Source organism: Cohnella baijiui (assembly GCF_020731285.1).
GTDB lineage: Bacteria > Bacillota > Bacilli > Paenibacillales > Paenibacillaceae > Cohnella.
Genome location: NZ_JAJFOW010000002.1, coordinates 1 through 12,383, shown reverse-complemented (window position 1 = coordinate 12,383; position 12,383 = coordinate 1). Strand labels below are relative to the sequence as shown.

At 60.5% G+C, this 12,383-nt stretch carries 11 protein-coding genes; 9 read left to right on the top strand and 2 right to left on the bottom strand.

The features are described 5' to 3' along the window. Positions 1-385: 385 nt before the first annotated feature. Together LKX83_RS02000 and LKX83_RS01995 are read right to left on the bottom strand one after the other, a co-directional pair. Positions 386-1,612 (bottom strand): epoxide hydrolase family protein, encoded by a 1,227-nt coding sequence (locus LKX83_RS02000; protein ID WP_227880389.1) that lies wholly within the window; start codon positions 1,610-1,612, stop codon positions 386-388. 135 nt (positions 1,613-1,747) lie between these two features. Next, complete coding sequence (locus LKX83_RS01995; RefSeq protein WP_227880386.1) at positions 1,748-2,218, bottom strand: MarR family winged helix-turn-helix transcriptional regulator; 471 nt, start codon at positions 2,216-2,218, stop codon at positions 1,748-1,750. Between the two features lie 296 nt (positions 2,219-2,514). On the opposite strand from LKX83_RS01995, the gene LKX83_RS01990 reads away from it, so the two are divergent. The 9 genes from LKX83_RS01990 to LKX83_RS01950 all read left to right on the top strand — a co-directional run bounded on the left by LKX83_RS01990 (position 2,515) and on the right by LKX83_RS01950 (position 12,002). Further along, positions 2,515-3,348: an alpha/beta fold hydrolase gene (locus LKX83_RS01990; RefSeq protein ID WP_227880381.1), complete on the top strand. Its 834-nt coding sequence runs from the start codon at positions 2,515-2,517 to the stop codon at positions 3,346-3,348. Continuing rightward, a complete protein-coding gene (locus LKX83_RS01985) occupies positions 3,345-3,794 on the top strand; it encodes a YdeI/OmpD-associated family protein (RefSeq protein ID WP_227880380.1) in 450 nt (149 codons plus the stop codon). The genes LKX83_RS01990 and LKX83_RS01985 overlap by 4 nt, the downstream gene beginning before the upstream one ends. Positions 3,795-3,996: 202 nt before the next feature. Beyond that, the gene (locus LKX83_RS01980; protein WP_227880378.1) at positions 3,997-5,832 is read left to right on the top strand and encodes a cache domain-containing sensor histidine kinase; all 1,836 of its coding nucleotides are present in this window, start codon (positions 3,997-3,999) and stop codon (positions 5,830-5,832) included. Further along, a complete protein-coding gene (locus tag LKX83_RS01975; protein ID WP_227880374.1) occupies positions 5,825-6,613 on the top strand; it encodes a response regulator transcription factor in 789 nt (262 codons plus the stop codon). Before LKX83_RS01980 ends, LKX83_RS01975 begins: the two co-directional genes overlap by 8 nt. Before the next feature lie 111 nt (positions 6,614-6,724). Next, entirely contained in the window at positions 6,725-8,035 is a 1,311-nt protein-coding gene (locus LKX83_RS01970) for an ABC transporter substrate-binding protein (protein WP_227880372.1), read from the top strand. Between the two features lie 127 nt (positions 8,036-8,162). After that, entirely contained in the window at positions 8,163-8,861 is a 699-nt protein-coding gene (locus LKX83_RS01965; RefSeq protein WP_227880369.1) for a hypothetical protein, read from the top strand. A gap of 16 nt (positions 8,862-8,877) precedes the next feature. Beyond that, complete coding sequence (locus LKX83_RS01960; RefSeq protein ID WP_227880368.1) at positions 8,878-9,789, top strand: carbohydrate ABC transporter permease; 912 nt, start codon at positions 8,878-8,880, stop codon at positions 9,787-9,789. Continuing rightward, positions 9,776-10,630, top strand: a complete 855-nt coding sequence (locus LKX83_RS01955) for a carbohydrate ABC transporter permease (RefSeq protein WP_227880366.1) — start codon at positions 9,776-9,778, stop codon at positions 10,628-10,630. Before LKX83_RS01960 ends, LKX83_RS01955 begins: the two co-directional genes overlap by 14 nt. A gap of 34 nt (positions 10,631-10,664) precedes the next feature. Continuing rightward, the gene (locus LKX83_RS01950) at positions 10,665-12,002 is read left to right on the top strand and encodes an FAD-dependent oxidoreductase (RefSeq protein WP_227880364.1); all 1,338 of its coding nucleotides are present in this window, start codon (positions 10,665-10,667) and stop codon (positions 12,000-12,002) included. Positions 12,003-12,383: the final 381 nt, after the last annotated feature.

The window sequence follows — 12,383 nt, the reverse complement described above, 5'->3', positions numbered from 1 at the left end:
ACGGACAATGAACGGTTCACATGAACATTTACAATTTCAAACATGGATTTCGACCTCCTCATCAAAATGACTCCATAAAAAATAAAGAGCTACAAGAAAGTTATCCTTCTTGTAGCTCAAATAAACAAATGCGAAAATCTAACCCAATGAATCGATTAGAATTTGTTATTTGATTTGAGGGAAGAGAATAAGTAACTTTCTTGCTTAACAAAAAAATAAAACAGTTGTTGTTTTATCATTCGTTAATGAAGCAAGAAATATTACATTATTCATTTCACTCCCCTAGATGAATTACTGGCATTGTAGCACAATCAATATCACATTTCAATTTCTGATTATTTCTGATTATTTCTGATTATGACGATCGGCGTTGGTTGCGCTCCGCCTACCTGCGTCCGCGGAACGTCCTGCGCAAATCCGACACCCACGCGTCCGGGATTTCCCACGGGATGAAGTGGCCTCCCGCTTCATGGGCGGTGACGTTCACGTGGTTGTACCAGGGGGCACGGTCGCTGGCCAGAAAGTGAGGGACGCGCTGTTCGGTCGAAATGCCCGGCGGATTTTCGTACCCGACGAAGGTGATTCCGGTCGGGGCTTCGACGACGGGCCATCGATCGTGCGAGGGCGTCCACGGATAGCGGTTCGCGTTGGCATACATGCGAATCGACGTTTCGATCGTATTGTTCGCCCAGAAAATCGTAGCATGGGTAAGGAGGTCGTCCTTGGAAAACACTTGCTCCAAATTGCCGTCATGATTGCTCCAGCTGGCCCAGCGCTCCAGGATCCAGGCGAGCATGCCGACCGGCGAGTCGCTCAGCCCGTAAGCGAGCGTACCGGGGTCGAGGACGTGCACGGCGAGATGCGTGGCGAAGCGGCGATCGAGCTGCAGGATGGCGGAGCGGATCGGCGCGGGCAGATCGTCCGGGATCGGGCGTCCCGCGGCATAATCCCAGGCGCGCTCCCCGGTGAAAAAGTTCAGCTTGAGGGCGGAGCCGATATGGATGCCGTAGAGCTCGCCGCTGTATTTGTGCCCCAGCTGTCCGGTCACGAGCGCCCCGACGTCGCACCCGGCCGCCGCGTATTTCTCGTAACCGAGAACATCCGTCATCAGCCCGTGCCAAAGGTCGGCGATCTTCCAAAAATTCATGTCCGGGTGGCGGGATAGCGGAGCGGAAAAACCGAAGCCCGGCAGCGAAGGGACGATGACGTCGAAGGCGTCGGCCGGATCGCCCCCGTAGGCGGCCGGGTCCGCCAGCATATCGACGACTTTGGACCAGTGCCAAAATGTCCAAGGCCACCCGTGGGACAGGATGAGCGGAATCGGACGGGGCCCTTTGCCCGGCCGGCGCATGAAGTGGACGGGGACGCCGTTCACTTCGACCTGGTAGTGCTCGTAGGCATTGATCGCCCGTTCGGACTTGCGCCAGTCGAACCCGTGGATCCAATAGTCGACGAGCTTCTCCAGATCGTCCCGCCGAACGCCGTAATACCCGTCCTCATTGCCGGCGTCGATCGGCCACCTGGTAGCTTGGAGCCTGCGCGCCAGATCGGCGAGCGTTTCTTCGGGAATATGAATGGGATGGGGGGTCAATGCGAAGGGAGCTTCGGACATCGGTGATCCTCCTTGACGATCTCGCGAGGGTAAACGCGAAGACCGGATAAGATGAGGAAATTATATCAATAATTTATATAAGTGTCTAATATAAAAAGGGAAAAGAAACCCCCGCTCCTTCGAAATCGTCAACGATCACATCGAGGAGGGGGGCGCTTCGTTCCCGATTTCGGACAATCGCTTCAGGGCGGGGATGGCGGCGGCGACGGCCTGCCGTTCCGCCGGCGTCAGCACGTCCGCGAACTTCTCGAGTCCGCCCGCGCGCGCCAAGCGGCGGGAACGGATCAAGTTCGCGCCTTGCTCGGTAATATGCACGAGGACGACCCGTCCGTCGTTCGGATCGGATCGGCGCTCCACCAGCCCGTCTCGCTCCAGCCGGGTGACCAGCTGGGTGACGGCCGACTGCGTGACCTGCTCGGTGGCGGTCAGCTCCGTGAGCCGCATCGGGCTCTTCAAAGTGAGGGTATGCAGCACGGACAACGTCGTGAAGCTGAGCTTCCCCTCGGTAGGCAGTCGGATCAAGATTCTCGTCAGCGCTTCGAGCGCGAAGGTCAATTCGGCGACGTTCAAGTCGCCGGGGATGGGTTCGTATGGAGGCGGTCTCATGGGACTATTATAGCATAGGCAGGCCCGGTCTACGCTTCTTCCGATGGGATCCGATCAAAAATGCGGAAATCGTCGCCGCTCCTTTGGCACTCATTCCTTTCTTAGATTAGGGAATCGGTTGACATGCAGGAAAGGATTGCCTATCATTTTGGGCGAGAGTCAATCTTTTGTTCGGATTTACCAGATTTATTTGAAAAAATTCGACCGTCTGTCGATTGGGGCTCCTGCCGTTCGTCGTATAGTTAAGTCAGTCGTAATCGCGAAAGCCGACTAACCATACCTAGGGGGTTTTTGGGTTGAAACGCGTTATCTCGGAAGACGGCACGACCATCGCTTACGAATCGGAGGGAAGCGGGCCGCCGCTTGTCTTGATCGACGGCGCGCTATGCAGTCGTTCGCACGGACCGAACGGACCGCTCGCGGAACTGCTTCGACCGTACTACACCGTATTCACGTACGATCGGAGGGGGCGCGGTGACAGCGGGGACCAATCCGCGTACGAGGTGGAGCGGGAGGTCGAAGACCTCTCCGCGCTGATCCGGGAAGCCGGCGGATCGGCGTTCGTTTACGGAATTTCGTCGGGAGCGGCATTGGCGCTCGAGTCGGCCATGCGGCTTCCCGGCATTCGCAAGCTGGCGCTGTACGAGGCGCCGTTCGTCGTCGACCGGAGCCGGTCGCCCGTACCGGAACATTACGCGGCGCAAATGGAGGCGCACGTCCGGGCGGAGCGCAGAGGCGCTGCAATCAAGCACTTCATGCGCCGCGGCGTGGGACTTCCCGCCCCCGTGGTGGCGTTGATGCCGCTGATGCCGGCCTGGTCGAAGCTCAAAGCCGTCGCCCATACGCTGCCATACGATACGCGCCTGACGATTGAGCATCAACGGGGCGACGCGAGCAGCTTGCGCCGATGGGCCGGGGTCCGCGTCCCCACGCTCGTGATCGCAGGAGGCAAAAGTCCGGCTTGGATGCAAAACGGGATGCGGGCGCTAGCCGAGGCGCTGCCTAACGCGCGCCTCGACAGCCTCCCCGGACAAACGCACATCGTCAAGCCTGCCGCACTGGCGCCGGCTCTTCGGCAGTTTTTCCAAGATGGAGAACCCACCAACACAGATCAAGGAGGTCTACCATGAAATTCGAAGCTGAACTTCTGGCGAGCGGAAAGACAGCCACCGGCATCGAGGTTCCGGAAGCGATCATCGAGGCACTCGGGCAAGGCAAGCGCCCGGCCATCCGCGTCACGCTCCGCGACCATACGTACCGTACGACCATAGGCGTGATGGGCGGACGCTATTTGATCCCCGTCAGCGCCGAGCACCGGGCGAAAGCCGGCATCGCGGCCGGGGACAAGCTGGAGGTCGAGATCGAGCCCGACACCGAAGCCCGCGTATTGGCGCTGCCGGCCGACTTCCAGGAAGCGTTGGGCCGAGAGCCGGGCGCCCAGGCGTTCTTCGAGGGATTGTCCTACAGCAACAAACGCAGGTTCGTCATGCCGATCGAGGAAGCGAAAACCGACGAAACGAGGCAAAAACGGATCGACAAAGCGATCGGGCTGCTGCGCGAAGGACGCTTGCCTTAAGCAGGGTAAACGCGACATAGATAAAGGAAACGCTTAGGCCGCCGGCTCCCGGCGGCTTTTTGCGCTGCCCTCGCCTTCTTTTCTACAAAATCCATACCAAACCGAAACGACAGGGGATAGCTTTTCCCGAGGTGCCCGGTATAATAGAATAACTTGTTGCGCTTACATCCAGAGCTGTCGGGCGGAAGGGGAAATCTCGCAGATGCTGCAAAGATGGACGAGGTTAACGGGACGGCATTTCAACTTGCGGACCAAGCTCCTGCTGCTCTTCGTCGTGTTGTGCCTGTTTCCGCTATGCCTGCAGGGCATCGTGACGTTTCGCCACTTTTCTTCCACGGTCAGCGAGAAGACGGAGCACTTCACGGTCGACATCGTCCGGCAGATCAACGCGAACCTGGACCGGCTGCTGAAGGATCTCGAGCAGCTTTCCTTCATGCCGCTCTACGACCAGAGCGTACTCGACATCCTGGCCAAATACGACGGACCGATGGGCTCGGCGACCTGGGCGAAGTCCGACGACTATATGAAGCTGAAGCTGTTTTCCTCCGCCCAGGCATACAATAAACCGGAAATTCACGGCATCCACCTGATCAGCACCAGCGGCATCCTGTTCTCCAGCGTCGACGCCATGGCGATCGACTCGGTCTGGGACGCCCGCCAGGACGATTGGTTCGGGGAGCTGTACGGCTCCGGCGGAGAATGGGTGCTGATTCCTCCGCATGCGCCTTCCTACTACACCGCCCGTACGTTCGAGCCGTTCGTCGCCTTCGGCCGGGTCATCCGCGAGCCGAAGACGCTGAAGCGGGTCGGCTACATGATTATCGATATCAAGCTCGACGCTTTTCGCAGCATCCTCTCCAATCTGAACTTCGAGAAAGATGCGAACCTCATTATCGTGGACGATCGCAAACGGCTGCTGTTCGAGCGGAATTCGGCCGACGGCCGTTCGGTCTACGGCGAGCTGCTGCGGCACGAGCGGCTGTGGCAGCTCGGGAGCAACGAGCGCCTTGCGCTGGACGGCAAGCAGTATTTGTACGTGCAAAACAGCTCGGCCTACTCCGGATTGACGGTCATCAGCCTGACGCCGATCGAAGTCATTCAGAAGGAGTCCCGGCAAATCTGGACGTTCACGCTCTGGTTCGCGGTGGCGTGCCTCGCGGTTGTCGCGGCGCTGGCGGTTTTCCTGTCGTATCGGATCACGCGGCCCTTGATCGATTTGAAGAAGAAGATGATCTCGGTCGAGCAGGGGGAGTTCGGCATGCGAGTGGCCGCCTTAGGCAACGACGAATTCGGTCTGCTCGGCCGCGGCTTCAACCGCATGATGGAAGAGATCAACCGACTGTTCAACGAGGTGTTCGTGCTCGGCATGCGGGAGAAGGAGGCGGAGCTGGCCGCGCTGCAAAGTCAGATCAATCCGCACTTCATTTACAACACGCTGGAGTCCATCAACATGATGGCGATTTCGCGCAAGCACGAGGAAGTATCCGATATGGTCTCGGCGCTCGGCAAGCTGCTGCGGTATTCGATCGACAAGGTCGACCGACTCGTCCCGCTGAAGGAAGAGATCGCCTTTCTCGCGTCGTACGTGCGCATTCAGCAGCTTCGCTACGGCGACCGACTGCGGGTCGTCTACGAGATCGACGAGGCGGCCCGGGAGCTGCTGATCCCGAAGCTGATTCTGCAGCCGCTCGTCGAGAACGCGCTGTACCACGGCATCGGCGACCGGGAGCATGGCGGAACTGTCTGGATCGGCGCCGTTCTCCTGGCCGGCGAACTGATCTTGGCCGTTCGGGACGACGGCAGAGGGCTGGAAGAGGAGGAGGTCGAGGCGCTGAATCGGGCAATCGCGGCCGAGCCCTCCTACCGGACGTGGCAGCGAACCGATCGGGATGCGCTCGGCCTGGGCAACATCTATCAGCGCATCAAGCTCATTTACGGCGAACGCGGCGATCTATCGGTCGACAGCAGCATCGGGCAAGGGCTGGCCGTCACGATATCCATCCGGATCAACGAGAAGGAGGGCGAGGACGATGTATAAAACGCTGCTGGTCGAAGACGAGGTCGTCATCCGCGAGGGCTTGCGCGAGCTGATCCGCCAGTCGACCTATCAGTTCCGGGTGTGCGGCGAGGCGAGCAACGGCAAGGAGGCGTTGGCGTTTTTGCGCACCGAGGTGCCGGATCTGTTGATCACCGACATCCGGATGCGGGAGATGGACGGGCTGACGATGGTCCGCAAAGCCAAGGAGATGTACCCGGAGCTGCCGATCATCATCATCAGCGGCTATGGGGAGTTCGAGTACGCGCAGAAGGCGATCGAGTTCGGCGTGTCCAGCTACCTGCTGAAGCCGATCGAGCGCCATGAATTCGTCGCCGCGATGCGAAAGGTCCAGTGGGCGATGGATCAAAAGCGGGGGGTACTCGCGCCGGAGCCGGCGAATGCGGAAGACGGGGACCGCCAGACCGGCGGAGACGCGCGGAAGCTCATCCGCGACGTCAAACAGATTGTCGTGCGCCAGGTGGACGGGGATTTGCGCCTGCAGACGGTGGCGGAGCAGGTGAACCTGAGCCCCGCCTATTTGAGCCAGCTGTTCAAGACGGAGACGGGGATGAACTACTCCGAATACGTCGCCGAAGCGCGAATGGAGCGGGCCAAGTGGCTGCTCGTCCATACACGGCTCAAGATTTACGACGTCGCCCGGCTGTCCGGCCATCAAAGCCCCAAGCATTTCATGCTGGCTTTCAAGCAGCAGGTCGGCGTGACGGCCGGCGACTACCGGGATCGCCACGGCCGGTCCGCGGACGAGGCCATGCCCGAATGACGCAAACGGAGTAAAATATCGTACCTTTTCTTAAACTGGCGTGATTTCGGGGGTCCGCTCCCTCTCGATATACTGAATGCAGACTTCAATCAGCCTCAGAGGGGGATACACATGAAAAAGGCAAGCGCTTTAACGGCCTTGGCGCTGCTGACCGCAGTGACCGCGGCTTGCGGCGGCAACAAAGACAACAACGCCGCGGGAGCGTCCGGCTCGCCGGACGGAGCGAAGGCGGGCAACGTCGAGCTCAAGTTCATGATGTGGGGCAACCAGGGCCACATGGACGTGTACAACAAGCTGATCGCAGACTTCGAGTCTCAAAATCCGGGCATCAAGGTGACGATGGAGTCCGTGCCGTTCGCCGACTATCAGCAGAAGGTGTCGGTGCTCGCCGCCGGCAAGTCGCTGCCCGACGTCGCATGGGTGTCCGAGCGGATGGTGCCGCAGTTCAAGGACAACGGCATTCTCGGCGACGTGTCCGAATTCAAGAACGACGCGGCGTTTAAGCTGGACGACTATATCCCGAGCACGCTGGACTTGTTCCGCGACGGCGATCGGCTGCTGGGCCTGCCGTTCTCCACGCCGCCGGTCGTCATGTTCTACAACAAAACCCTGTTCGACAAAGCCGGCCTGACGGATCCGAACACGCTGGCGAAGGAAGGGAAATGGACGTGGGAAGAATTCGAGAAATCGGCGAAGACGCTCACCGACAAAACAGCCGCCAGCCGCGTGTACGGGGCGAACTTCTTTCGCGATTGGAAAACCTGGATCATCCTGTCCTCGTATTCCTGGTCGAACGGCAGCGGTCCGTTCGATAAGGACATGACCAAGTTCACCTGGGACGACCAATACGGCGTGCAGACGTTCGAGATGCTGGAGCGCATGATGTTCACCGACGAGTCGCATCCGAAAGCCGGCGAGCAAGTCAGCTTCGACGCGGGCAACGTGGGCATGTTCTTCGACTCCTACAGCTACGTCTCGACCGCCCGCGCCATCAAAGACTTCGAATGGGACATCGCTCCGACGCCGTCCGGCTCCCAGGGCAGCGCGCCGATGCTCGGCCAAGCGGGCTACGTGCTGTTCAAGGACAGCAAACATCCGGAGGAAGCGAAGAAGCTGCTGAAGTACTTCGCCAGCCAAGAGGGCATCCAAGCGACCTCGACGTTCTTCGTCCCGCCGCGCGCGTCGGTGCTGAATTCGGACGAATTCCTGAATCAGCCGAACAATCCGAGCAAGGAGCACATCGTGCAGGCGGTCATCGACGAAATGCCGAAGGCTCGCATCATGCCCGGCCATGTGCAGTGGCAAAACATCGACAACGCGATCCTGCAAGGCTTCGACCGGCTGTTCGCCAATGCCGAGCCCGCAGAGAGCAACCTGAAGCAGATCGCCGAGAAAGTCAACGGCATCCTGGCTTCGAAATAAGGCCTGTCCCGCATCGGAATCCCATAACTTGAAGGCAAACGGTTCGGATTTCGGATTCGAGCCGTTTCCTTTTTTGACGGATCCGATTGGAAAACATGACTTCGCTATCCGAATAGGAGGAATCGCAGTGCCTCGATTGCATCAATGCCTGAACGAGAATCGCAAGCCGCTGTCGCTCCTCGTCAGCCTTCCCGTCAACGATGCCGGCCTGGCCCGAGCCGCCCTGGAGGCGGGCGCGGACGGGCTGAAGGTTCATTTCAACGTCGGACACCGCGCGAGCGGCCAGCATTTCGAATCGCTGGACAGCTACCTCGACGCGTTCCGCGAAATCCGCAGCCTGTTCGACGGGCCGCTCGGCGTCGTGCCGGCGGGCAGTCTCGAGGGCGCGGACGCCGCGACCATCAGACGGCTCGCTCCGCTCGGCTTCGACTTTTACTCCATCTACGCGCATCACCTTCCGTCGCACATGCTGTACGACACGGGACTCGACCGGACGTTTGCGATCGACGCGACGTACGATCCGTCGCTCGTGGAGGCGGCAGGGCACTTCGGCTTCTCGGCGCTCGAAGCGTCGATCGTGCCCGGCGAGGCGTACGGCACGCCGCTCAGCTTCGCCGACGTGCTGAAGTATCGGCAGCTGGTCCGCACCGCGCAGGTCCCCGTCATTGTACCCTCGCAGCGCAAGCTCGTGCCGGACGACGTCCGGGCGCTAACCGACGCGGGCGTAAAAGGGGTTCTGCTTGGCGCGATCGTGGTCGGGCGCTCGGGGGAGCAGATCAAGGAGCAGGTCGCGAAGTTCCGGGAAGCGATCGACAGATGGACTTAGAAGGCGGTGACAAGAGATGACTAGCGGGAAAAAACGCCGGAGCAAAGGTCCGCTGGCGCGCGAGGCGCAGATTACGGGCTGGCTGTTCGTCTCCCCGATGGTGCTGGGCTTTACGCTGCTGCTGCTGTTCCCGATGGGGATGGCGCTGTACATGAGCTTGACCGATTGGCCGCTGCTAGGGGAGCATCACTGGACCGGCCTGGACAACTACCGCGCCATGATGGCGGACGATCTGTTCTGGAAAGTGTTTCGCAACACCATTTACTTTACGGTCGGCCTCGTGCCGCTTAACATCGTGCTGGCGCTCCTGCTGGCGCTATTGCTCTCCCGCAAGCTGCCGGGGATCGGGCTGTTCCGCACCGCGATTTTCGTCCCGGTCATGACGTCGCTGATCGTGTGGGCGATCGTGTGGAAATACATGTTCGCCACCGATTCGGGGCTCATCAACCAGATGCTGCAGCTGATCGGGATCAAGGGACCGGCCTGGCTGTACGACACGAAGCTCGCGATGCCCGCCGTCATCGTGACGAGCGTGCTGAAAAACGTCGGCCTCAACATGGTGCTGTTCATCGCGGCGCTGCAGCAGGTGCCGCGTTCGCTGTACGAAGCCGCCGAGCTGGACGGCGCGGGCAAGACGCGGACGTTCTTCAACGTCACGCTGCCGATGATTACGCCTACCGTCTTTTTGACGGTCGTGATGACGGTCATCGGCTCGCTCAAGGTGTTCGGCCAAATCTTCGTCATGACGCAGGGCGGGCCGATGGAGAGCACCAAGGTGCTCGTCTACTACATCTGGGAGAAAGCGTTCAAGCTGTACGACCTCGGCTACGCGTCGTCCGCGGCGTTCGTGCTGTTCTTTGTCGTGCTCGCGCTGACGCTGGTGCAATGGCAGCTGAGAAAGAGGTGGGTATTCAATGAAGCCGACTGATTCCCGATCTAGGCGCCGTCCGTTCGGAGCGGTCGGGACGTACGCGGCGCTTGTGCTCGTGTCGCTCGTGATGCTTATCCCGTTTCTGTGGATGCTCTCGACCTCCTTCAAGGAGCCGCAGGACATTTTCAAATATCCGCCGCGCCTCATTCCGAAGAGCTTTCAGTTTCACAACTACCTGGACGTGTTCGATCGCATCCCGTTCGGCTCGTTCTACTTCAACAGCGTGTACATCGCATTCGTCGTCGTGATCGGCACCGCGTTTTTCGCTTCGCTCGCGGGCTACGCGTTCGCGCGAATTCCGTTCGCCGGGCGCAACATTGTGTTCCTCGTCCTGCTCAGCGCGATGATGATCCCGCACGAGGTGACCGCCATTCCGATGTTCCTGTTCATGCGGGAGCTGGGCTGGATCGACACCCATTGGCCGCTCGTCCTGCTGCCGATTTTCGGCGCGGGCGGCGTGTTCGGGATCTTCGTCATGCGGCAGTTTTTCATCACGATCCCCAAGGAGCTGGAGGAGGCGGCGATGATCGACGGCTGCAGCCGGTTCCGCATCTACGGGCAGATCATGCTCCCGATCGCGAAGCCGGGCATCGCGACGCTGACGATCTTTACGTTCGTGACGAACTGGAACGAGTTTTTCGATCCGCTCATCTTTATCAACACGCGCAAGCTGCTGACGCTGCCGGTGGGACTCTCGCTGTTCACCGACGAGGTCGGCACGGCGTGGCATCTGCTGATGAGCGCGACGGTCATGGCGACCGTGCCGCTGCTGATCGTGTTCTTCTTCGCCCAGCGGCAGTTCATCGAAGGCGTGGCCATGACGGGACTGAAAGAATAAACGCGCAGGGAAGCGCAAAGGGAGGATGCCGAGGATGAAAACGATAGAAGCGGACGTCGTCGTCGCGGGCGGCGGCCCGGCCGGCATTACGGCCGCCATCGCCGCAGGCCGGGCTGGAGCGAACACCGTCCTGGTGGAGCGGTACGGATTCGTCGGCGGCATGTCGACCGCCGCGATGGTGTATCCGTGGATGACGTTCCACGCCGACAGCGGCAAGCAAGTCATCGAAGGCTTGGCGCAAGAGATCGTCGACCGGCTGATCGAGCGGGGCGGCTCGCCGGGACATTTGCGGGACACAGTCGGGTTTGTTCATTCGCTTACGCCGTACAAGGCGGAGATCTACCAGATCGTCGCGATGGATCTGCTGCGGGAAGCGGGCGTGAAGCTGCTGCTGCACAGCTTCGTCGACGGCGTGGAGACGGAGGACGACCGCGTCGCGGCGGTGCGCGTCGCGACCAAGTCGGGGCCGATTGCGATCCGGGGACGGACGTTCGTCGATGCGAGCGGGGACGCGGATGTCGCCTACCTGTCCGGCGCGCGGACGCTGAAGGGCCGGGAAGGCGACAGCCAGGCCCAGCCGATGACGATGAAGTTCCGGATGCGGGGCGTCGACCTCGAGCGGGTGAAGGCGTACATGATCGCCCACCCCGAGGATTTCTACAAGAAGACGCCGTTCGACGAGCTGCCGGATATTCCGCTGACGGGCGTTAGCGGCTTCTACTCGCAGTGGAAGGCGGCGAACGTCCCGATCAACCGCGACCAGGTGCTGTTCTTCACGGGACCGGCGGAGGACGAGGTGCTGATCAACTGCACGCGGGTGCAAGGGCTGGACGCGACCGACGTGGTGGAGTTGACCCGGGCGGAGGAGGAAGGGCGGAGGCAGGTGTTGTTGATGTCCGAATTTCTGACGCGGGACGTGCCCGGCTTTGAGCGCGCTTCGATCTCCTCCGTCGGCACGCAGATCGGGATCCGCGAGACGCGGCGCATCGTGGGGCGCTATGCGCTGACCAAGGAAGACGTGACCGCGGGCCGCAAGTTCGAGGACGTCATCGCCCGGAGCGGGTACCCGATCGACATCCACGATCCGTCGGGCAAGGGCGTCACCGCGGCCTGGATCTCGGGCGACGGCGCGTACGACATTCCGTACCGCTGCCTCGTCTCGGCCGACCGGCGCAATCTGCTCGCGGCGGGCCGGTGCATCTCCACGACGCACGAAGCGCTGGCCACAACCCGGCTGACGCCGAGCTGCATGGCCACCGGCCAGGCGGCGGGCGCCGCCGCGGCGCTCGCCGCCCGGTCCGGAGTGGACGCGGCGGACGTCGACCTGGCGGAGCTGCAGGCGATGCTGCGCAAGGAGCGGGCCGCGATCTAGGCTGGGACGAAGACGCTTGGCGAATTCCAAGATAAACAAAGGAGCTATCCTGCAAGGTCGTGTTCAGGACCGCAAGGATAGCTCCCTTTGTGTTTGTTGATGTTAAAACGTGCCCCACAACCCGACACTCCGCCGAAATAGGGAACAAAATGTTCCTTATTTCCCCGTGCCCCCGCCACCCCGCCGAAATAGGGAACAAAATATTCCTTATTCCACCGCACTCCCGCCAATCCGCCGAAATAGGGAACAAAATGTTCCTTATTTCCCCGCGCTGCAGATAGACTAGAAAGTGGACACACCGTAGTAGCGACCTGTTACAATAAATCCAACAAAAAGGTCGAGGTGTGTCATGGGCGATATCCGTCAACATTTTGACGACGA